The following is a 21710-nucleotide window of genomic DNA, read 5'->3' on the forward strand; positions in this document are numbered from 1 at the left end:
CTTTGATGGATGAAAGGTTTTTTTTGTTTTTTTTGGCGAAGATGATGAAGATGAAGTAACGGAGGAATGACACATGTCTGAGGAAAAAAAATCAGCTGCAACAGAAATGCCGACCACTTACGATCCTAAAGCGGCAGAAGACAAATGGTACTCCACCTGGATGGAGCGCGGATATTTCAAAGCCGGGCAACGTAAAGATGCCGAGCCGTATACGATTGTAATTCCACCCCCAAATGTGACCGGGATGCTGCACATCGGGCATGCGCTCGACTTTACACTACAGGATATTCTGATCCGCACCAAACGGATGCAGGGTTATGATGCACTGTGGCTTCCGGGTTCCGACCATGCAGGTATTGCTACCCAAACCAAAGTGGAGCAGAAGCTGCGTGAAGAAGGTCTGACTCGTTATGATCTGGGACGCGAGAAGTTTCTGGAGAAAGTATGGGATTGGAAAGATCAATATGCCACAACCATTCGTCAGCAATGGGGCAAAATGGGTTTGTCCCTTGACTACTCACGTGAACGTTTTACGCTGGATGAAGGTCTGTCCCAAGCGGTTCGCAAAGTATTTGTTCAACTGTATGAAAAAGGCCTTATTTACCGCGGCAAACGCATCATTAACTGGGATCCAGTGAACCGGACAGCTCTGTCTGACATTGAGGTTGAATATAAAGAGGTTCAGGGTCACCTGTACCATCTGCGTTACCCGCTCAAAGACGGAAGTGGCTACGTTACAGTAGCAACAACGCGTCCTGAAACGATGCTGGGTGATACAGCGGTCGCTGTTCATCCGAAGGATGAGCGCTATGCAGACATGATTGGCAAAGTCCTTGTACTGCCTATCATTGGACGCGAAATTCCAATTATCGCTGATGATTATGTGGATAAAGAGTTCGGAAGTGGTGCAGTAAAAATCACGCCTGCACATGATCCGAATGACTTTGAAGTAGGTCTTCGTCATGATCTGCCACAGATTACGGTCATGGATGAGAGTGGCACAATGAATGCAGAAGCTGGTAAGTATCAGGGACTGGATCGCAGTGAATGCCGCAAGCAGATTGTTGCTGATATGAAAGAGCAAGGCATATTGATCAACATCGAGGATCATACGCATCAGGTTGGACACAGTGAACGTACCGGCGCTGTTGTTGAACCGTATCTGTCTACTCAGTGGTTTGTTGAGATGAAGCCACTTGCAGAGAGAGCGATCAAGAAACAACAGAGCGGCGAAGGGGTTAATTTTGTTCCAGACCGTTTCGAGAAAACATATCTGAACTGGATCGAGAACGTTCGTGACTGGTGTATTTCCCGTCAACTGTGGTGGGGACATCGTATTCCGGCCTGGTATGATGAGGAAACGGGTGAAATCATCGTATCTGCTGAAGATCCGACAACGCTACCAGAGAATGCAGGACGCAAGCTTAGACAGGACGAAGATGTACTCGATACTTGGTTTAGCTCCGGCTTATGGCCATTCTCCACACTAGGCTGGCCGGAAGATACGGAAGATCTGCAACGTTATTATCCGACAAGTGTACTTGTGACAGGGTATGACATCATATATTTCTGGGTTGCACGTATGATTTTCACTGCACTGGAATTCACGGATGAGATTCCGTTCAAGGATGTGCTGATGCATGGTCTTGTTCGTGATGCAGATGGACGTAAAATGTCCAAATCATTGGGCAACGGTGTAGATCCGCTGGATGTGATCGAGAAATATGGCGCAGATGCAATGCGTTACATGATCTCAACCAGCAGCACGCCAGGCCAGGATCTCCGTTTCCGTTGGGAACGGGTGGAGCAGGCTCGTAATTTTGCCAACAAGATCTGGAACGCTTCGCGCTTTGCATTGATGAATCTGGAAGGATTCACCTATGAGGATCGTGACATCAGCGGAGAGCTTGGTACAGCGGATTATTGGATTTTGCACCGTCTGAACGAAACTTCCCGCGATATTACGCGTCTAATCGAAGCGTATGAATTTGGGGAAACAGGTCGTGTGCTGTATAACTTTATCTGGGATGACCTGTGTGATTGGTACATTGAGTTCGCTAAACTGTCCTTCTATGGGGAAGATCCGATTGCCAAGAAGAAAACACAATCCGTACTGGCTTATGTGCTGGATCAGACCATGCGCCTGATTCATCCGTTTATGCCATACATCTCCGAAGAGATCTGGCAGCATCTGCCGCATGAAGGTGAGACGATTACGTTGGCAGCATGGCCGGTATATGATCCTGCTTTTGAGAATCCAGAGGCTGTTGCCGAGATGAACCTGCTCATGGATACCATTCGTGCAGTTCGGAACATCCGTGCAGAAGTGAACGTGCCTATGAGCAAAAAGATTGAATTGATGGTGAAAGCAAACAGCCCTGAGGCGTCCAGTATCATCGAACGTAACAGTCATTACATCAAACGTTTCTGTAACACCTCCGAGTTCGATAGTGGGCTGGATCTGAGCTCCCCGGATAAGGCAATGACTGCAATCATCACAGGGGCAGAACTATACTTGCCGCTGGCAGGTCTTATTGATATCGAACAGGAAGTGGCTCGTCTGGAGAAAGAGTTGCAGAACCTTGAGGGCGAAGTACTCCGTGTGGAGAAAAAGCTGTCGAATGAAGGCTTTGTAGCCAAAGCGCCTGCCAAAGTTATTGAGGAAGAGCGCGCGAAGCAAGCAGATTATTCCGATAAACGGGATAAAGTGATCGCACGAATCAAGGAACTGAAAGGTTAATATATTTGGGTCGGATGGAGAGCCAGTATGCCATCCGGCCGCTTTTTTCACTCAAACTCGGAACCGAAGGTGAATCAGATGACGGAATTAGACGGGACAGATGCAGCAGCTCCTATACTTACGTATAACGAGGCCGTGGACTGGATCAATGGCCTTATTCCTTTTGGCATCCGACCTGGATTGGAACGAATCGAGGGTCTGATGTCTATGTTAGGCAATCCTCACCAACGTCTCAAATTTATTCACGTCGCGGGAACGAACGGCAAAGGTTCGACTTGCGCTTTTTTGACGTCAGTGCTTCTTCAGGCTGGATATGATGTGGGTACCTTTACATCGCCTTATATCACCAAGTTTACGAACCGTTTTCAATACAACGGCGAGGATATTCCGGAAGAGACACTGTTGAAGATCTCTAACCGTTTGCGACCGCTGGTTATGGAAATGGCATCTACACCGCTTGGTTCCCCAACGATGTTTGAGGTGTCTACGGCTCTCGCGCTTCTGTATTATGCAGAAGAGTGCTACCCTGATGTTGTGGTATGGGAGACGGGGCTGGGGGGAAGGATGGACGTAACGAATATTGTTTCGCCTGTTGTGTCCGTCATCACCAACATTGGTATGGATCATACGGATGTGCTTGGAGATACGATTGAGCAGATCGCTGGAGAAAAGGCAGGCATTATCAAGCCGGGAGTACCCGTTGTAACCTGCGCGACGCAACCCGAAGCTGTGAAAGTGATTCAGGAGAAAGCACAGCAGCTTCAATCAAGCCTGTATTTGGCTGGAAATCAATTCTCTTATCATCGACTGGAGAGTAATGAGAACGGACAATCTTTTCATTTTACAGGCCCTTTTCGTGACCTGGACGTTCGCATCCGCATGCAGGGCTCACACCAATGTGACAATGCAGCGGCCGCACTGATGGTGCTCGAATTGCTTAGACAATACATGGCATTTATGCTGGATGACAACGATATCGCACTTGGACTGGAGAATGCTTTTTGGGCAGGGAGATTCGAAAAAGTCGTCGATGAACCCCGAATTGTGCTCGATGGAGCACATAATCCGGAAGGGGCAGAGTCGCTGGCCAAGAGCATTACGGATGTCTATCCTCACAACAAGTTAATTTTGATGATGGGTATGTTGGCAAATAAGCATCACGAATCATATTTGCAGCATATACTGCCACTAGTGGATACGCTGATCCTGACCGAGCCAGACTTCCGACGCAAAATGGCTGCAGATGAATTGCTGCAGATTGTCGAACGGGTACGTCCCGCCTTTGCGAAGCAGGAACTGGAAATCATCGTCGAGCCCGAATGGGCAAAGGCTCTTGATCTATTGAAGTCACGGACGGAAGCGGAGGATCTGGGGGTGGTCTCCGGCACACTGTACCTGATTGCGGATGTGCGGGCAGCCCTTTTGCATCAAACCGATTCTGAAAAAGGTTGGTGAAAGTTTTGTTAAATACATCGGAACACGTTCATTTTATAGGGATTGGCGGATATGGCATGAGTGCCATCGCTAGAGTTATGTTGGAAATGGGATACACCGTTACCGGATCGGATGTCGCTTCACAGGAGTTGACCGAGAAGTTGGCAGCCAAGGGAGCGAAAATATATATCGGCCATACAGCAGAGCATGTCACTGGAGCAGACCTGGTTGTATACTCTACGGCAGCGCCTGCTGATAATGTGGAACGGGTAGCAGCTGCAGAGCTCAACATTCCGATTCTGCATCGTTCCCAGATGCTTGCACGTTTGTTAAATGAACGTAAAGGTGTGGCTGTGGCTGGAGCCCACGGTAAAACCACCACCTCATCCATGATTGCACTGGTTATGGATAAATGTGATACGGACCCGACATATATCATTGGCGGAGAGATCATGAATGTGGGCACCAACGCCAAGGCAGGCCAGGGCGACTGGGTAGTTGCCGAGGCGGACGAGAGCGATGGCTCATTTTTGCAGTACCATCCATGGCTCGGTATTGTAACCAATATTGAGGCAGATCATCTGGAGAATTACAACAGTGATTTTGAGGAACTCAAAAAGGCTTATGTGCAGTTCCTGAGCCAGATTCGTCCGGAAGGAACAGCCATTGTGTGCTCAGACGACGAGAATGTTCAAGCGATTTTGCCAGAACTCAAGTCACGGATTACAACCTATGGTATTGATCGTGCTGCGGATTATACGGCAACGGATATTGTATTGGGCGATCGCCGTATCTCCTTTACGATGAATCATCAGGGTGCTCCTATGGGCACGGTGGAATTATCAGTGCCAGGTAAGCATAACGTTTATAATGCGATGGCTACTGTAATTACCTGTCTGGAAGCAGGTATTCCATTTGAGAAGATTGTGGCAGCGATCATCCAGTTCCACGGAGCCAAACGCAGATTCCAGGTATTGGGCGAGGCGCGTGATATGCTGATCATCGATGATTATGCGCATCACCCGACGGAGATTGAAGCGACTATTAGTGCAGCCAAAGCGACAGGCAAACGTATTATTGCGGTATTCCAGCCACAGCGTTATACGCGTACGTTCTTCCTGTTGGATGCGTTCAGTCGTGCTTTCGCGGAAGCGGATGAGGTGCTTATTACGGATATCTATTCTCCTGCGGGCGAAAAACAGATCGAAGGGGTAACCTCCGCCAAACTGGTTGAACTAATCGTTCAAAACAGTAATGCTTCTGCACGGTACCTTCCTACGAAAGAAGAAGTTGTAGCTGATCTGCAGCATCGTTTGCAGCCAGGAGACCTGGTGATTACGATGGGTGCAGGTGATATCTGGAAAGTTGGAGATACACTTGCCCAAGGCTTGAAATAGATCATTTGCGAAACCGCCTGTCTTCGATATGAAGCAGGCGTTTTTTTGCGTTAATTGGAATGTCTTCTGCCTTCTCTGCATATAGCTGATATAAATGGGACAAAGGAGAGGGTACGGGTGAGCAATGCTAGAATGACGTTTCGCTTCGGGGATCATGAGTCGGACAAGCCTGAAAACAAGAGGAGTTCCGCATCCAGTCCATTGGTGTCGTTAAGTGAAGAATTACCGCATAATCAACTGCTAACGCCTAAGCAGATGGATACGACCCCATCATGGACGCCAGAGGATATTCCCGGAGACTGGGGAGAGACGGTGCTGACAAGCTCTACTGTACCTGAACCTGACGAGCGGGTGAGCCCTGATTCGAACTCCAACTTGGATGAGCACCATTATCTAGGAAACCGTTCAGGTTACGGTTATGATAATTATTCAGAAGATCCGGAGGAAGAGCGTCGCTATCGGTCCAATGCCCAAGAGGATCAGGGCCATGACTGGCTTGCAGATTCCGAGAACTATTCCTATAAGCGCAATCGTCCTCCAAGGGGCTGGAAAATGATTGGTTCTGTCACTGGAGCACTTGTTACCGGAGCACTCTTTGGCATGGTGATTCTCTCATTTTTTAATAAAGAAGGAGCCGTCAAGCCAGACGATCTTCTGCCCGCCAATCAGGCAGTTTCCACTGTGACTGGTCAGGAGGGGGCTGCAGGTACAGAACAGCAGACAGCGGCGACTGGCAGCACGTATTATGCACTTCAATACGGCGTGTTCAGTTCTCCTGAACGAGCTGAGCAGGCCAAGCTTGAACTGGCTCAGGCAGGTATAGCCGCAGGGTCTGATCCTGAAGATGGTAATCGAGTATATGCAGGCATTTCGGCTGATCGTGAAGAGGCCAAGCTACTTAGCTCCAGGCTAAAAGCTCAGGGAGTCGAACTGTATGTCAAGGAGATCGTGAACCCTGAGATCAATCCGGCTATATTCGGTGGCAAGCAAGAGGATGTGCAGCTTTTCTTCACAAACAGTTCTGCACTGGTCGAACAACTGTCTACCTTGTCCATTCAGCAGTTGGGACAATCTGCACCGACAGCAGTCTCTGCAGAAACGATGACCGCGATTCAGAATAAACACCAGTCATGGTTAACCGGTTTGAATAGTCTCTCACCCGGCCTGACTGCGGAGGTACAGCCTATTGTTGGTGGAATGGAGAAATCAATGAACGATGCAATAACGGCTATTGCAGAGTACAACAAGAACCCAGATGATGTGCACATGTGGTCCGTGCAGTCCGATCTGATGGAATATGTACTACAGCAGAAAAAATGGCTCGAAGCGATTAAGCAGTAACATGCTCTTTCCCATAACAACGCTTGGAATTACCCATCCGGCAAGGAACTGGAAATAGTTCCCCTTGCCGGATTTGTGTTTGTATTGACGTACAAAACCCCGTATAATAATGTGGGTGTCAAAAAATGGCGAGGGAAGATTACCGATGAAAAAAAACTTCGGCATGTTATTGCTGTTTCTGCTGCTCGGCTGGATGGCCGGAGCGTGGATCGCCAAGGCACTGCAGCCTGTTAAGGCAGTAGCCTTTCTTACGAAAGCCACGACCATACGTTGGTCGCCGCAGGCTGATCTTGATATTATCAGTTATGATATTTCACTTCAATTTCAAATGAGCCTTCTGAGTCTGATCGGTATGATTGCCGCTGTGTGGCTATATCGCAGACTGTAGGAGAATGACGAGTTATGACGAAAAAAATTAACCAGTGACATCTATTATCGTGATCCGGACAGGATGTTGCCGTGGCATAAGGAGCCGTTCATTTTGGATAACACAAAGCAGCGCCCTATTATTCTGGCCTCCACATCGCCTCGGCGCAAGGAACTGATCGCATCACTCCACCTAGCGTTTGATGTAATACCAAGTCATGCCAATGAAGATACACCGCCAGAGTGGACCCCTGAACAGACGGTACAGGAGCTTGCTTTGCGCAAGGCGCTTGCTGTGTATCGGGGGCTTGAAGGCCGCGAGCAGGAAGCCATTATTGTTGGTAGTGACACCGTTGTTGTTCTGGATGGTGAGATTCTGGGCAAACCCGTAGATGAAGCGGATGCTGAACGTATGTTATCCCGGCTGCAGGGCCGTGTGCATCGGGTGTTTACGGGCGTCGCTTGTATTGATGCGGGCAATGGACAGTCGTTAGTTCATTACCGCCAGACCGATGTAACGATGAAAGAACTGTCGGATGCGACCATCCGTGCTTATGTGAAGACAGGTGAGCCTTCGGACAAGGCAGGATCTTATGCCATTCAGGGCATTGGCGCTTCACTGGTCGACCGTATTGAAGGATGTTATTTTAATGTGGTTGGCTTGCCGCTATCCTTGCTAAGTGACATGCTGGACGGGTTCGGCGTACATGTGTTGCCACGAACATGAATGAAGCCAAATGTTGTGAAATGAAAAGAGGGAACATATGGAGTCGCCTCAATACATGATGCGCGACATCCCCCAGGAAGAACGCCCGAGAGAACGCATGATGGAATATGGGGCGGGCGCCTTAAGCCATGCTGAATTGCTGGCCATTTTACTTCGAACAGGCACAAGACAGGAATCCGCGGTGCATATGGCACAGCGGATTCTGACCGAAACGGGTGGCATTCGCTCGTTAATGGATCTGAGTCTGGAAGAATTGACTGCGATGAAAGGGATTGGCAATGCCAAGGCTGTACAATTGAAAGCTGGCATTGAGCTGGGGCATCGGATTGCCAAGAGCAGACTCACACAGTCGGCTTCAATCCGTACACCGCGTGATGCAGCTGACATCCTGATCGAACAATTGCGTTATTTGCAAAAAGAACATTTTGTGTGTCTCTTTCTGAATAGCAAAAATCATATTATTGCCCAGGAAACACTCTCCATGGGCAGCCTTAATGCTTCGATTGTACATCCGCGTGAAGTGTTCCGGGCTGCCATCAAATGCAGCAGCGCATCTATTGTGTGCGCACACAACCATCCGAGCGGTGATCCTACGCCCAGTCCGGAGGATATCCAAATAACCAAGAGACTGATTGAAGCAGGCGCTATTGTTGGCATTGACGTGCTTGATCATATTATTATCGGAGATGGAACGTACGTAAGTTTGAAGGAGAAGGGCTTAGTATAATATAATGGTTGGCGTTGATGTTTTCCTATGAATGTTAACGGCGTTGTCCGTAAAAGATAGGTTCACTTTACAAATGCAAAAAAACAAATGCGAATATTAGCTCCACGTGTTACGTGGGAATGAAATTATCACGCTCTGGATCTGAATAGAGCGGCTATATGAGGCAGAAAAGGAGATTATGTTATGTTTGGTGGTTTTACGAAAGATTTGGGTATTGACTTGGGGACAGCAAATACGTTGGTTTATGTACGAGGAAAAGGAATTGTGGTGCGCGAACCTTCGGTAGTCGCTATACGCACAGATACAAAAAGCATTGAAGCAGTAGGTGAAGCCGCCAAAAAAATGATTGGACGTACACCAGGTAACATTCGTGCCATTCGTCCAATGAAAGATGGCGTTATTGCCGACTTTGATACAACGGCAACAATGATCAAATATTTCATCCGTGAGGCGCAGAAACAACGCTCCATGTTCCAACGTCATCCAAACGTGATGGTATGTGTACCATCCGGGATCACGGCTGTAGAACAACGTGCGGTTGAAGATGCAACCAAACAGGCTGGAGCACGCGAAGCCTATACAATTGAAGAGCCTTTTGCAGCTGCAATTGGTGCGGATCTGCCGGTATGGGAGCCAACAGGTAGTATGGTTGTCGATATTGGTGGCGGTACAACGGAAGTTGCTGTTATCTCTCTTGGTGGTATTGTAACGAGCCGTTCGGTTCGCGTAGCAGGTGACGAGATGGATGAATCCGTTATTCAATACATCAAACGCCAATACAATCTGATGATCGGTGAGCGTACATCGGAGCAGTTGAAGATGGACATCGGATCAGCAATGCCATTGGAGCAAGTAGAAACGATGGAAATTCGTGGACGTGACCTCGTTACAGGTCTGCCGAAGACCATTACGATTACTTCGGACGAGATCAGCGAAGCATTGGCTGATACGGTGAATGCAATTGTTGAAGCGGTAAAAGTAACCCTTGAGAAATGCCCACCTGAACTTGCGGCCGATATTATGGATCGTGGAATCGTTCTTACAGGTGGTGGGGCGCTTCTGCGCAATCTGGACAAGCTTCTGGCTGGTGAGACAGGCATGCCTGTCATCGTGGCTGAGAACCCGCTGGATTGTGTAGCAATCGGAACAGGTAAAGCGCTAGAGAATATTCATTTGTTCAAAAGCAGAAGCAGTTCGGCAGTTCGTTCCAAACGTTAATCGGTATTTGCCTAACTTGACATTGCGAATAAGTGGCAAGATATCTTTATAGAGGACCCGGTTAACCCCGGGGATGAGCTATTACCCGCTTAACAGGGGAGGATCGGCTGATATTCTCGCAGGGACTACAAGTCTGACAGTCTCCCCGCCGGGCATGGCTCGGAAGAGAATATGGATGTTAGAGGGTGTTCGAACTGTTTAAACTGCTAGGCAACAAAAGACTTTTTGTTTTGCTGGTGGGCCTTGTTACATTTATCGCGTTAATGGGCTTTACGCTCAGTCCGCGAACCACTCTATCCTGGCCGGAGAAATTCCTGAAGGATTCAGTTGGATTTGTACAATACGTATTTTACAAGCCCGCTTCTTATGTAGCGGGCTTTTTTAAAGATGTAGCGAACATGCGTACGGTATATCAAGAGAATGAAGAGCTTCGTATCGCGATGGGTCACTATACCCGGGATCGGCTGAAGTACAATGATATGGAGCAAGTGAATGAGCAGCTTCAGAAAGCGCTCAATTTCACCGAAGAACAGAAGAATCGGTATAATTATGGTTCACGAATTGCTCAGGTTATCAGTGCCAATTCAGATCCGAATAGCAGAACCATTAACATTGATATTGGTGAAAATGCGGGAATTAAGCCGGGGATGGCTGTAACCTCGCAAGAAGGGCTAGTCGGCGTGATTAGTCATGTCAGCTCCTATACATCAACAGTTAATCTGTTAACGTCCATGGACGCCAATGATCCAACATCCAACGCCATTGCAGCAACGGCAGTAGGTAAGGAGAAAGTGTTTGGTATGATTGAGAGTTATGATCCGAAGACGGGCATGCTCAAGATGACCAAAATCTCAGAAGATTCTAATATCCAAAAGGATGATGAGATCATCTCCTCTGGAATTATAAACAATTTTCCGAAGTACATGCGGATTGGGAAAGTGAAGAGTGTCGAGAAAAGTGAGTATGGTTTAACCAAAACAGCTACAATTGAGCCATATGCAAGTTTCCTTGATTGGAAAGAGTTGATTGTCATTATCCCGCCTGAGGTAAAAGAATAATGGTAACGCGCAAGCAAGTTTTGTTCCTGTTGTTATTCGTTTTGTTCATTGCGGAAGGTACGATTTTGCCGCTGCTCATTCCTTCTGGCTGGCAGATGCGTATTTCTGCCAATCTGGTCTATATCGTCATTTTGTTTATCGCCGTATATCATCACCGACACACGGCACTAGTGCTCGGTATATTTTTTGGACTATTGCATGACGTTGTATTCTACGGCGAGATGATTGGACCTTATGGATTTTCGATGGGATTATCGGCGTACATGATGGGACTCATTTTTCAAGCACCTCGTGCACCACTGCCCGTTATGGTATCGGTTGTCATTTTGGGAAGTCTGCTGAATGACACCATGCTATTTTTCCTGTACAAGCTCTTCCAACTTAACCACGTGACCTTTGACTGGGCGTTGATTGAATACATGATTCCTAATTTGTTCATTCATTTTGTGTTTGCCTTGATCATATATGTCCCGCTTCGGAAACAACTGGAGCGGATCGGCAAGAGACGGAGCAAGACAGAAGAAGCTTCCTAAATACATTTATGGAGCGCAAAGCAGGAACTTGGGGCCCCGGGCACGAAATGTAATGAGATGGGAGGGACAGGCTTATGACGGTAAAATCGAATCACGTAACGATTAAAGGCATCCGAGACGGCCTGGTTTTCCTGTTGGACGATCAATGTGAATTCGAGGAATTGCTCTATGAGCTCCGCTATAAGCTGGAACACAGCCATCAAAATATTTTGACCGGACCGATTGTTCATGTGGATATCAAGTTGGGTGCCCGCGAAGTGACAGAGGACCAGAAAGAAGCAATTCTCGATATACTGAAACAAAAAGGGAATCTGCTTATTCGATCCATCGATTCACCTGCACTCCAACCGGAGGTTAAAGGACCGCCGCCGATTGTAACCATGTGTGGTATGGTGCGTTCTGGTCAGGTGCTTCATCATGAAGGAAATCTCCTGTTTCTTGGAGATATCAATCCGGGGGGCACAGTGACGTGTACCGGAGATATATATGTGTTGGGTTCACTCAGAGGTATGGCTCATGCCGGAATTGGCGGGGACGAGGAAGCAATCATTGCGGCATCGGTATTTGCACCGACGCAGCTACGTATTGCGGATATCATCAGTCGTCCTCCCGATGAATGGGAGAGCCGAGAGACCGGAATGGAATTTGCTTACTTACAGGACAATCAGATGCAGATAGACAAAATGAGCAATATCGTTCGGTTACGCCGAGATTTTAATGTGTTTAAAGGAGTGTAGCTCATGGGAGAGGCGATCGTGATCACTTCGGGTAAAGGCGGCGTGGGTAAAACAACCACCTCGGCAAACATCGGGACAGCGCTGGCGCTGCTCGGCAAAAAGGTTTGTCTGGTAGATACCGATATCGGCCTTCGTAATTTGGATGTCGTGATGGGACTCGAAAACCGTATTATTTACGATCTGTGCGACGTTGCGGACGGCCGCTGCCGTCTGAATCAGGCTTTGGTCAAAGACAAGCGTTTCGAAGAATTATACATGTTGCCTGCGGCGCAGACGAGAGACAAAAACTCGGTATCGCCAGAACAGGTGAAGGATATTATCCTTGAATTGAAAAAAGATTTTGAATACGTCATTATTGATTGCCCCGCAGGGATCGAGCAGGGGTTCAAAAATGCGGTAGCAGGAGCAGATCAGGCCATCGTGGTCACTACACCGGAAAATGCTGCAGTACGTGATGCGGATCGTGTCATCGGCCTGCTGGAGAGTTCACATATTCAATCACCTAAACTGGTGGTGAATCGAATTCGCAATAATATGGTTAAATCGGGTGACATGTTAGATATCGATGGTATTTTACAAGTACTTAATATTGACCTGATTGGCATCGTGCCTGATGATGAACTAGTCATCAAAGCTGCCAATTCAGGAGAACCCACGGTCATGAATCCGGATTCACTTGCAGCGATTGCGTATCGGAATATTGCACGCCGCATTCTGGGAGATACGGTCCCATTAATGCAGCTGGAGCAGAAAAAGGGTGCTTTTTCTCGCTTCAAAAAGTTCTTCGGAATGGGTTAACTCGTTAAACGAACTTATTCATAATTTTAAATACATGACAGCCGTGGCGCATAGCCCGGCTTTTTTTGTTATCTGACCGGCAGGCTTGTTCATATTATCATCCACCTCTTCATAGGATGTAGTAAACAAGCCTCGGCGGGAGGATATTCCATGAACACGAAACTCAGAATCAAGCAGAGACGAGAAGAACGCATTCGGCGACTGATGGATGGAGCCACTGTGGAGGTCTTACAGGAGCAAAAAGTAGGTTCATTGTTGGACAAGAATGAGATCATGCACCGGAAACCGTTTACGCCTAGTGAAGGGATACAAGAAAGAGATCCAGAATGGTTGTGGAAAAAAGAGAATGGTCGTTTCGTTCCAGGGGGGCATTCGAGATTCAACCTAATCAAGTCACTTTTAAAACGAACGGTCATTAGCGCTTTGATATTCGGCGGAGTATGGGGGCTGTTTCAATTAGATACATCGTGGACAAAAGCTCCCAAAACAGTCATTGCCGATGCACTCCATCGAGATATGGATTTTGCCTCTGCAGCAGCCTGGTATGAACGCCATTTTGGAGGAACGCCTTCGTTTCTGCCTGTTCTTGGTCATACGACGGATGCTGTCAATGGCTCAGGCATACGACAATTACTGGGTAAACCAATCTCAGGAACAGTGGTTCAGCCATTCGCGCTGAGCATGAAAGGAATTGAGATCGTTCCGGATGCTGCTGGTGCAGAACTTATACAGGTCGCAAGTTCGGATGCTGGACGTGTCATGGAGGTTATCGGAGATGCAGCAAGTGGATTCACCGTTGTGATTCAACATACAGGCAATGTCACGGCAATATACGGTCGGCTGAACGAAAGTGAAGTGAACGTGAATGATTGGGTGGAAGCGGGGAATCCAGTGGGGAGTCTCAAGGCTACGGGTGGTGAGCAACCGGCCACGCTCTATTTTGCGGTCAAAGAGGGGGAGGAGTACGTAGACCCAGCGGAAGTTGTTGCCCTTGATTAGGGTGTGGGGGGTCCTTATTACGTTTCATCCGTTTTTTGTAATTATCATGATGGCCTCCCTCCTGACTGGACATTTCATTGAACTTATTACGCTGTTTGCCATCGTATTCATTCATGAATGTGGACATGCTGCGGCGGCGGCCCTTCTGGGATATCGTGTTTTGTCAATCCAGATGCTTCCTTTTGGAGGAGTAGCGGTTATTGAAGATGGAGGTACGATCACGGCCTACCGGGAAATCATGATTGCTCTTGCAGGTCCATTACAAAACATGCTGATGGTTGGTGTGGTTTTATTGTTGCAGTATGGCCATCTCGGCGATCCGGTTTTTCTCAATTATATCATTCAGGGAAACCTGCTCATCGCCCTATTTAATCTGCTGCCTGTACTTCCTCTGGACGGAGGAAAAATTGTTCAGGCGCTTGTCAGCCTGTGGGCACCCTACTATACAACATTAATGTGGACCTACAGAATTAGTATTCTGTGTAGCGTAGGAGTTGTTTTATATGCGATCTGCCGATGGTTTACTGGAGACTACGGCTTACCGTTAAACATTCTGTTAATCGGTCTTTTTTTGTTCTATTCCAATCTGACGGATTACCGAAATGTACCTTATCGCTTTATTCGTTTTCTGATGAATCGAGAAGGGGCGTTCACTCGTCACGCGGCTGCTGGCAGTTTGGCGCAGCCAATAATCTCATTTCCAGCGAAACCTTTGGACACTATTTTGCGTCTATTAAAGAGAGAAAGATACCATATGGTATACGTGATGAACAGACAGGGACAAATTATGGCCGTATTGCCTGAACAACGCATTATCGGGTCCTATTTTCAACAAAATGGCGATAAATTGTAGTGTTCTGGTGGACCTGTTCTGAAATGGGTTAATACATGTACAATGAGAATGGTAAAGAGAGCTGAAATGGATGTGGATGAATTGAATTGTCTTCTAGAGGTGAAGCCATGAAACAAATGATCGTACATAATGAACATAACCTCATGCAAATGGCGCTTCTGGAAGAAGGCAAAGCTGTGGAATTTACAGCAGAGCGTACACGCGAGCGTGGACTGTTGGGTTCCTTTTTCAAGGGACGGGTAGTTAATGTGCTACCGGGTATGCAGGCTGCTTTTGTGGATATCGGTCAGAAAAAGAATGCGTTTCTGTATGTGGATGATGTGTTACATCCCCATCTGGAGAAGCAACCTAAGGTGAAGCCTTCCATCTCGGAGTTGCTTCGTCCAGGTCAGGAAGTCATTGTTCAGGTTCTGAAAGAACCGGTAGGAGGCAAGGGAGCCCGGGTGACGACTCATTATTCACTTCCGGGCCGCTGGCTTGTCTACATGCCTGTTGCCGACTATGTGGCGGTTTCCAAGAAGATTGCCCGTGAAGGGGATCGTTCTCGTCTTAAGGCACTTGGGGAGCAGCTGAGGCGGGATGAGGAAGGACTTATTATTCGAACCGTATCTGGAGAAGAGCAGCATGAAGCCATCAAGTCGGACCTGGAAACATTACGTGCGCAGTGGTACCTGATTCGTGAAAAAGCGGACAGTTTGCCTTCGCCAAGCCTCCTGCATCGGGATCATAGCATGGTGCAGCGAATCATCAGAGATGTGTACACACCAGGCAGTGATGAGGTCATCACCGATAGTGAAGGACAAGCCCGTGAGGTAAAAGCATTGCTGGAAGAGATTAGTCCTGGTCATCAACCCAAAGTTCAGGTGTATCGGGGTACAGAATCCATCTTTGCTGCCTATGGTGTACAGGAACAGTTGAATAAGGATTTTGCCCGAAAAGTCTGGCTGCCCGGAGGCGGATATATTGTCATTGACCATACTGAAGCTCTGACTGTAGTGGATGTGAACACAGGCAAATATACAGGAGCTGGCGGTGACAGTCTGGAAGAGACCGTGACGGAGACCAACATGCAGGCAGCAGTGGAGATTGCCCGTCTGATGCGTCTGCGGGATATCGGTGGCATGATAATTGTCGACTTCATTGATATGGAGGAAGCCTCGAATCGGCATGAAGTTGCGTCAACCTTGGAGGGTGAACTCAAAAAGGATCGTACCAAAGCGTTTGTAATGGGTTGGACCAAGCTGGGTTTGCTCGAACTTACCCGTAAGAAAGTGCGGGAAGAAAGTACGTTGCCCTATGTTGAGCCGTGTTCTTCCTGTCATGGAACGGGAAAAAGATATATTTCACCTTTGCATTGATTTTTGATATATTGCGTGATATAATCTTCAAGTATGTGTTTAGCCTATTGGTCTTGCACATGCTGTAACCGCACTGGCCGGGTATAAGAACAGTTCCGCAAGGAGGCTGTCACCTGAGAACGGGCGAGTCTGAGACATGAGGAGGTGCAAGGCAAATGTACGCAATTATTGAAACAGGCGGCAAACAGTACAAAGTCCAAGAGGGCGATGTTCTGTTCATCGAGAAATTGACTGCGAACGATGGCGAAAGCGTAACGTTCGACCGTGTCCTGGCTGTATCTAACGATCAAGGTTTGACAGCAGGTACACCATTGATTTCCGGAGCTACTGTAACGGCTAAAGTGGAGAAACATGGCAAAGGACAAAAGGTTATCGTATACAAATACAAACCTAAAAAGAACTACCATGTGAAGCAAGGTCACCGTCAACCGTACACTAAAGTAACTATCGAAACAATCAAAGCGTAAAGAAGGTGCGATAAGTGATTATCGTTCAAATCTTTCGTGATGAGGACGGGAACATCGAACGCTTTTCCATCGAAGGGCATGCCAATTTTGCCAAGCGGGGAGAAGATATCGTATGTGCCGGGGTATCCGCTGTTACAGTGGGTACGGTGAACTCAATTGAAACATTGACCGGTGTCGAAATGGATGCCAAGATGAAGAATGGCTTTCTAAGTGGTTCTTTACCTTTGTTGGAGAGAGGGGAAACCTGGTCCCAGGTACAACTGTTACTCGAATCCATGGTGGTTATGCTCTCTAATATTGCAGAGTCATACGGGAAGTATATTAAAATACAGCAATTCAAATAAGCAAAGAAGGAGGACAACCAATCATGTTGAAATTAAATCTTCAGTTATTCGCATCGAAAAAAGGTGTAGGTTCCACGAAGAACGGACGTGACAGTAATGCTCAACGTCTGGGTGTTAAACGTGCTGATGGTCAAACTGTAACTGGTGGTAGCATTCTCGTTCGCCAACGCGGAACGAAAATTCACCCAGGAACTAACGTTGGCATCGGTAAAGATGACACTTTGTTCGCGAAAATCGACGGCGTTGTAAAATTCGAACGTTGGGGACGCGATCGCAAAAAAGTAAGCATCTATCCTGTTAATGTTGCTCCTGTAGCAGCAGCAGTAGAAGCGTAATATCGGCATTCCGCCTAAGGAGCCTTCGGCATTTTTGCCGAAGGTTTTTTGTATTCAACGGTTATTCGGTAATGAACTGGCAGAAAAGACATGTTATACTTGGTTACGGTGGGTGTAGACCAACCGAGTTTTGTAGAACGGGGAGAAGCCATGAAATCTTGGAAAAGAGTGCCGTGGATTGCGGCATGTTCACTTCTGATTCCTTTGGTTTTCGTTATGTTGTATCCGGCGATGATCTCAAGCGTCGTATGCGCATTGTGGTCCGTCGCAGTATTGTTCATTTCTGTGAATGCGATGAAGAAACAGGCGGAGGCGGAACGCAGAACCATCATACAATCCATGGAAAAGACAGCAATTGCTTCATTAAATCATCATCGACACGACTGGATGAACGACCTTCAGGTGTTATATGGATATCTTCGGATGGGCAAACTTGATAAATCCCTGCAATGTGTGGAAAGAATAAAAGAGCGGGTTACGGAAGAGAGTCGAATCTCCAGGTTGGGTATTCCTTCGCTCGTATTTTATCTTCAATCTTTTCGGGCCAGTGGAATGCCGCTGGAATTGCATGTGGAAATAGAAGAAGAGTTGCAGCTTAGTGCTCTGGTCTCTCCCGAGGATGGCGAGTCACTTACCGGGGCGATTGCGGATGCAATCAGAGCCTATCAATATGGCGGCGGCCGGTCTTCTTGGGGAGAGGTTCGCAAACTGACCTTGAACTTCGGGCAGGATCATGGAGATGTGGTTGTCCGACTGGAGGGGGATCAAACACCCGATCCGGAAACATTGCGGCAGCTTACTGCCGTACTCCAAGGAAAAAAAGTCAGAACGGAGCAGTTTCCGTCTGAGGATACGTTTATACAATTCAGAATGCCGTGTGGAATATAGGAAGAAGGGGTTAACCAATGTTTGTAGATAAAGCGAAGATTTATGTAAAAGCCGGAGACGGAGGGGACGGAATTATTTCCTTCCGTCGTGAGAAGTATGTTCCAAACGGTGGACCCGCCGGGGGCGATGGAGGCAGAGGGGCTGACATCATTTTCCGGGTGGATGAAGGTCTGCGGACGTTGATGGATTTCCGTTACCAGCGTCACTTCAAGGCCCCACGTGGTGAGAAGGGACGTAATAAAAGTCAGCACGGTGCAAACGCTGAGAACATGATTGTGCGCATTCCACCAGGAACTGTCATTCTGGATGAAGACAGTGGAGAAGTACTGGCGGATATGACACGTCACGGTCAACAAGTTGTTATTGCTCGTGGTGGTCGGGGTGGTCGGGGTAACATCCGATTTGCCACACCGAACAATCCTGCGCCTGAACTTGCCGAGAATGGTGAAGAAGGCCAAGAGCGTTACATCGTATTAGAGCTAAAAGTGATGGCAGATGTTGGTCTGGTTGGGTTCCCGAGTGTAGGGAAATCCACGCTGCTTTCTGTCGTTTCGTCAGCCAAGCCAAAGATTGGTGCATATCATTTCACAACCATCACACCGAACCTGGGTGTAGTCGGTGTAGGAGAAGGCCGAAGCTTCGTTATGGCCGATTTGCCTGGTCTGATTGAAGGCGCACATGAAGGAATCGGACTGGGACATGAGTTTTTACGTCATGTCGAGCGCACCCGTATTATTATTCATGTGGTGGACATGTCGGGTTCAGAAGGACGCGATCCATTTGAAGACTGGCAGAAAATTAATGATGAACTGAAACTGTACAATCCGCTTTTGGCTGAGAGACCGCAGGTTGTAGCAGCCAATAAAATGGATATGCCGGACTCCGAAGCAAACCTGGAGCAATTTTTGCAGCAAGTTCGTGAGGTGCAACCGGATATTGAAGTGATGCCTATTTCATCTCTGACTCGTAAAGGGATTCAAGAGCTCCTGTATCGTGCCGCTGATCTCCTGGATCAGATTCCGGACGAGCCAGTGGTTGGAGAGGTAGCAGACGTATCCGAACGTAAAGTGTACAGCTTGGACAAAAAAGAGGACGATGGTTTCCGCATCTTGCGTGAGAATGAAATGTTCGTTGTCGAAAGTGCCAAGATTGATCGCATGATGAAACGGATGCAATTGAACTCGCATGAAGCTATATTGAAACTCGCACGTACAATGCGTTATATGGGGGTGGACGCTGAGTTGCGTAAGCGTGGAGCTGTAGAAGGCACCATCGTGCGTATTGGAGACTTTGAATTTGAATTTGTGGAAGGCAGCAGTTACTACTAAGTAACCGTCTTCCGTGGATAGACAGATTGATATACAGACGCAGAGAAGTGGGAAGTTGACCCGCAGCTCTGCGTTTTTTTGTTTTTTCCTGACATGGGAGAGGCATAAACTTGTATACTGTGAGGAATACATTTCAAAAAATAGGCATGTCATGTATTGCCCTTTTGTCGTAGATCCTATATAATGTCCACTATATGAATACATGAGTCTTTGAGGAGAGGACGTTCTGTGAACGAACGCTATTACTTGGTACGGGAAGATATTTTACCGGAGGCTGTGGTGAAGACCATGCAGGTAAAAGAACTACTGGCTTCTGGTGATGTTAAAACAGTGCATGAGGCGGTTGAACAGGTTGGATTAAGCCGGAGCGCCTTTTACAAGTACAAGGATGGAATTCATCTGATCAACCAGCTTGAACGGGAGAGAATTGTAACGATCTCTATTGATCTGGAGCATCAGTCAGGGATCTTGTCTCGTGTGCTTGGACATGTAGCAGGTTATGGAGCCAACGTGCTCACGATTAATCAGAGTATACCGCTTCAAGGAAGAGCTAATGTTGTCATTTCAGTGGAAACGACACATCTTCATGGCGAAATTGGTGAAATGCTGGATCGAATGCAAGATATGCCTGGAGTAAGACGCACACGTATTGTAGGCCAAGGTTAATGGGGCTTTAACATACAGGACTGACAGACAAGAATAGACATTAGGGGGTAGATCGTTAGTGAAACCAGTAAAAGTCGGATTGTTGGGTCTGGGAACTGTGGGGACGGGAGTCGTTCGCATTGTGGAAGGAAATCAGGAGGATCTGAGCAGTCAGGTTGGATCGCCGATTGTCATTGAGAAGATCGCGGTGAAAAATACAGAGAAGGAACGTGTTATTGCTGTAGACCGTGCCAAGCTCACTGAAGATCCTTGGGAAGTCATTCGTCATCCGGATATTGATGTCATCGTTGAAGTCATGGGTGGCATTGATCAGACGAAAGAGTATATTCTTGAAGCGTTGGAACGTGGGAAGCATATCGTAACAGCGAACAAAGATCTCATGGCACTGCATGGTACAGAGATTTTGGCGAAGGCGCAGGAAAAGCAATGTGATGTGTTCTATGAGGCGAGTGTTGCGGGAGGGATTCCAATCATTCGTACGTTAATTGAAGGTTTCTCTTCCGACCGGATTACTCGCATTATGGGGATAGTGAACGGAACAACGAACTTTATTCTGACCAAAATGAGTCAGGAAGGTGCATCCTATGAAGAAGTGCTGGCCGAAGCACAGGCGCTGGGATACGCTGAATCAGATCCAACCTCCGATGTGGAAGGACTTGATGCCGCTCGCAAAATGGCGATCTTGAGCACACTGGGTTTCCGCACTAATGTGGAGTTGAAGGATGTAACTGTTAAAGGCATATCCTCCGTTACTCGTGAAGACATAACGTATGCCAGAAGACTGGGCTATGAGATGAAGTTACTTGGTATTGCGGACCGGATTGACGATGAGATTACGATTAGCGTACAGCCGACAATGGTTAGACAGAATCACCCCATTGCTTCAGTCAATGGTGTGTTCAACGCAGTATATGTACACGGTGAAGCTGTAGGGGAGACCATGTTCTACGGTGCGGGTGCGGGAGAACTGCCAACGGCAACTTCGGTTGTAGCTGATATTGTGGCGGTTACCAAAAACCTCAAACTTGGCGTGAACGGTCTCAAAGCAATTGTTCCTTATAAGACGAAGCGACTGCAAAGCGACGAGCAGATTGTGTCGAAAAACTTTATTTTGCTGCACGTAGACGACAAAGCCGGTGTATTGGCACAAATCACACAAATTTTCGCAGAGTATGATGTCAGTCTGGCGTCGGTTGTTCAACAGCCGAATGAGCACAACCCGGATGCCGAGATCATTATCGTTACGCATAATGCAAGTAAGGCAAGCATGGATAAAGTGTTAAAACATTTTGAATCACTCAGCGTCATTCGTCGCATTAAGAGTGTATACCGGGTCGAAGGATAATTGTCCTCACCCCATACTGCATCTTCATTATTTCCGTTATAAATTATACCC

At 47.5% G+C, this 21710-nt stretch carries 22 protein-coding genes and 2 other annotated features (1 of these 24 cut by a window edge); all 22 genes read left to right on the forward strand.

Annotation, left to right across the window (positions count from 1 at the left end):
* Window positions 1–6: a binding site (T-box leader), on the forward strand (it extends 276 nt beyond the left edge of the window).
* Window positions 7–73: 67 nt separating this feature from the next.
* The 22 genes from ACX9NY_RS30125 to ACX9NY_RS30230 all read left to right on the forward strand — a co-directional run bounded on the left by ACX9NY_RS30125 (window position 74) and on the right by ACX9NY_RS30230 (window position 21659).
* Window positions 74–2740: a valine--tRNA ligase gene (locus tag ACX9NY_RS30125; RefSeq protein WP_472476640.1), complete on the forward strand. Its 2667-nt coding sequence runs from the start codon at window positions 74–76 to the stop codon at window positions 2738–2740.
* Between the two features lie 78 nt (window positions 2741–2818).
* Window positions 2819–4195 carry a bifunctional folylpolyglutamate synthase/dihydrofolate synthase gene (locus ACX9NY_RS30130; protein ID WP_472476641.1) on the forward strand — a complete coding sequence of 459 codons (1377 nt, stop codon included), beginning with the start codon at window positions 2819–2821 and terminating at the stop codon, window positions 4193–4195.
* Between the two features lie 56 nt (window positions 4196–4251).
* Window positions 4252–5571: a UDP-N-acetylmuramate--L-alanine ligase gene (gene murC, locus ACX9NY_RS30135; RefSeq protein WP_339243187.1), complete on the forward strand. Its 1320-nt coding sequence runs from the start codon at window positions 4252–4254 to the stop codon at window positions 5569–5571.
* Window positions 5572–5688: 117 nt separating this feature from the next.
* Complete coding sequence (locus ACX9NY_RS30140; RefSeq protein ID WP_472476642.1) at window positions 5689–6912, forward strand: SPOR domain-containing protein; 1224 nt, start codon at window positions 5689–5691, stop codon at window positions 6910–6912.
* Window positions 6913–7057: 145 nt separating this feature from the next.
* Window positions 7058–7300, forward strand: a complete 243-nt coding sequence (locus ACX9NY_RS30145; protein ID WP_047841183.1) for a DUF4321 domain-containing protein — start codon at window positions 7058–7060, stop codon at window positions 7298–7300.
* Window positions 7301–7363: 63 nt separating this feature from the next.
* Window positions 7364–8005, forward strand: coding sequence for a Maf family protein (locus tag ACX9NY_RS30150; RefSeq protein WP_339306009.1), 642 nt, complete (start codon window positions 7364–7366; stop codon window positions 8003–8005).
* A 37-nt stretch (window positions 8006–8042) separates the two neighbouring features.
* Window positions 8043–8732, forward strand: a complete 690-nt coding sequence (radC, locus tag ACX9NY_RS30155) for a RadC family protein (protein ID WP_339237080.1) — start codon at window positions 8043–8045, stop codon at window positions 8730–8732.
* Between the two features lie 183 nt (window positions 8733–8915).
* On the forward strand, window positions 8916–9950 hold the full coding sequence (locus tag ACX9NY_RS30160; protein WP_024633969.1) for a rod shape-determining protein: 1035 nt from the start codon (window positions 8916–8918) through the stop codon (window positions 9948–9950).
* 185 nt (window positions 9951–10135) lie between these two features.
* Window positions 10136–11008 (forward strand): rod shape-determining protein MreC, encoded by an 873-nt coding sequence (mreC, locus tag ACX9NY_RS30165; RefSeq protein WP_339237077.1) that lies wholly within the window; start codon window positions 10136–10138, stop codon window positions 11006–11008.
* A complete protein-coding gene (mreD, locus tag ACX9NY_RS30170) occupies window positions 11008–11541 on the forward strand; it encodes a rod shape-determining protein MreD (protein WP_036605906.1) in 534 nt (177 codons plus the stop codon). The genes mreC and mreD overlap by 1 nt, the downstream gene beginning before the upstream one ends.
* Before the next feature lie 74 nt (window positions 11542–11615).
* On the forward strand, window positions 11616–12278 hold the full coding sequence (gene minC / locus ACX9NY_RS30175) for a septum site-determining protein MinC (RefSeq protein ID WP_017692615.1): 663 nt from the start codon (window positions 11616–11618) through the stop codon (window positions 12276–12278).
* 3 nt (window positions 12279–12281) lie between these two features.
* Window positions 12282–13076 (forward strand): septum site-determining protein MinD, encoded by a 795-nt coding sequence (gene minD / locus ACX9NY_RS30180; protein ID WP_024633965.1) that lies wholly within the window; start codon window positions 12282–12284, stop codon window positions 13074–13076.
* Window positions 13077–13226: 150 nt separating this feature from the next.
* Window positions 13227–14075 (forward strand): M23 family metallopeptidase, encoded by an 849-nt coding sequence (locus tag ACX9NY_RS30185; protein ID WP_339237071.1) that lies wholly within the window; start codon window positions 13227–13229, stop codon window positions 14073–14075.
* The gene (locus tag ACX9NY_RS30190; protein WP_472476643.1) at window positions 14068–14928 is read left to right on the forward strand and encodes a M50 family metallopeptidase; all 861 of its coding nucleotides are present in this window, start codon (window positions 14068–14070) and stop codon (window positions 14926–14928) included. The genes ACX9NY_RS30185 and ACX9NY_RS30190 overlap by 8 nt, the downstream gene beginning before the upstream one ends.
* A gap of 107 nt (window positions 14929–15035) precedes the next feature.
* Complete coding sequence (locus ACX9NY_RS30195; RefSeq protein ID WP_339237066.1) at window positions 15036–16286, forward strand: Rne/Rng family ribonuclease; 1251 nt, start codon at window positions 15036–15038, stop codon at window positions 16284–16286.
* Window positions 16287–16342: 56 nt separating this feature from the next.
* Window positions 16343–16427 (forward strand) — a sequence feature (ribosomal protein L21 leader region).
* Between the two features lie 14 nt (window positions 16428–16441).
* Window positions 16442–16753, forward strand: a complete 312-nt coding sequence (rplU, locus tag ACX9NY_RS30200) for a 50S ribosomal protein L21 (protein ID WP_017692620.1) — start codon at window positions 16442–16444, stop codon at window positions 16751–16753.
* 14 nt (window positions 16754–16767) lie between these two features.
* On the forward strand, window positions 16768–17097 hold the full coding sequence (locus tag ACX9NY_RS30205; protein WP_036605912.1) for a ribosomal-processing cysteine protease Prp: 330 nt from the start codon (window positions 16768–16770) through the stop codon (window positions 17095–17097).
* 23 nt (window positions 17098–17120) lie between these two features.
* Window positions 17121–17432, forward strand: coding sequence for a 50S ribosomal protein L27 (rpmA, locus tag ACX9NY_RS30210; protein ID WP_017692622.1), 312 nt, complete (start codon window positions 17121–17123; stop codon window positions 17430–17432).
* Between the two features lie 90 nt (window positions 17433–17522).
* Window positions 17523–18320 carry a Spo0B domain-containing protein gene (locus ACX9NY_RS30215; RefSeq protein WP_472476644.1) on the forward strand — a complete coding sequence of 266 codons (798 nt, stop codon included), beginning with the start codon at window positions 17523–17525 and terminating at the stop codon, window positions 18318–18320.
* 17 nt (window positions 18321–18337) lie between these two features.
* Window positions 18338–19648 (forward strand): GTPase ObgE, encoded by a 1311-nt coding sequence (obgE, locus tag ACX9NY_RS30220; RefSeq protein WP_472476645.1) that lies wholly within the window; start codon window positions 18338–18340, stop codon window positions 19646–19648.
* Window positions 19649–19876: 228 nt separating this feature from the next.
* On the forward strand, window positions 19877–20314 hold the full coding sequence (locus tag ACX9NY_RS30225) for an ACT domain-containing protein (RefSeq protein WP_017692625.1): 438 nt from the start codon (window positions 19877–19879) through the stop codon (window positions 20312–20314).
* Between the two features lie 58 nt (window positions 20315–20372).
* A complete protein-coding gene (locus ACX9NY_RS30230; protein WP_253440275.1) occupies window positions 20373–21659 on the forward strand; it encodes a homoserine dehydrogenase in 1287 nt (428 codons plus the stop codon).
* The last annotated feature ends 51 nt before the right edge of the window (window positions 21660–21710 follow it).

This window comes from Paenibacillus sp. CB74, assembly GCF_055687625.1.

Coding starts and splice junctions, on each gene's coding strand:
- ACX9NY_RS30125 (WP_472476640.1), top strand. CDS start 74: ATGTCTGAGGAAAAAAAATCAGCTGCAACAGAAATGCCGACCACTTAC.
- obgE (WP_472476645.1), top strand. CDS start 18,338: ATGTTTGTAGATAAAGCGAAGATTTATGTAAAAGCCGGAGACGGAGGG.
- radC (WP_339237080.1), top strand. CDS start 8,043: ATGGAGTCGCCTCAATACATGATGCGCGACATCCCCCAGGAAGAACGC.
- murC (WP_339243187.1), top strand. CDS start 4,252: ATGAGTGCCATCGCTAGAGTTATGTTGGAAATGGGATACACCGTTACC.
- rplU (WP_017692620.1), top strand. CDS start 16,442: ATGTACGCAATTATTGAAACAGGCGGCAAACAGTACAAAGTCCAAGAG.
- minD (WP_024633965.1), top strand. CDS start 12,282: ATGGGAGAGGCGATCGTGATCACTTCGGGTAAAGGCGGCGTGGGTAAA.
- ACX9NY_RS30145 (WP_047841183.1), top strand. CDS start 7,058: ATGAAAAAAAACTTCGGCATGTTATTGCTGTTTCTGCTGCTCGGCTGG.
- rpmA (WP_017692622.1), top strand. CDS start 17,121: ATGTTGAAATTAAATCTTCAGTTATTCGCATCGAAAAAAGGTGTAGGT.
- ACX9NY_RS30150 (WP_339306009.1), top strand. CDS start 7,364: ATGTTGCCGTGGCATAAGGAGCCGTTCATTTTGGATAACACAAAGCAG.
- mreD (WP_036605906.1), top strand. CDS start 11,008: ATGGTAACGCGCAAGCAAGTTTTGTTCCTGTTGTTATTCGTTTTGTTC.
- ACX9NY_RS30185 (WP_339237071.1), top strand. CDS start 13,227: ATGAACACGAAACTCAGAATCAAGCAGAGACGAGAAGAACGCATTCGG.
- ACX9NY_RS30160 (WP_024633969.1), top strand. CDS start 8,916: ATGTTTGGTGGTTTTACGAAAGATTTGGGTATTGACTTGGGGACAGCA.
- minC (WP_017692615.1), top strand. CDS start 11,616: ATGACGGTAAAATCGAATCACGTAACGATTAAAGGCATCCGAGACGGC.
- ACX9NY_RS30130 (WP_472476641.1), top strand. CDS start 2,819: ATGACGGAATTAGACGGGACAGATGCAGCAGCTCCTATACTTACGTAT.
- ACX9NY_RS30215 (WP_472476644.1), top strand. CDS start 17,523: ATGTTATACTTGGTTACGGTGGGTGTAGACCAACCGAGTTTTGTAGAA.
- ACX9NY_RS30195 (WP_339237066.1), top strand. CDS start 15,036: ATGAAACAAATGATCGTACATAATGAACATAACCTCATGCAAATGGCG.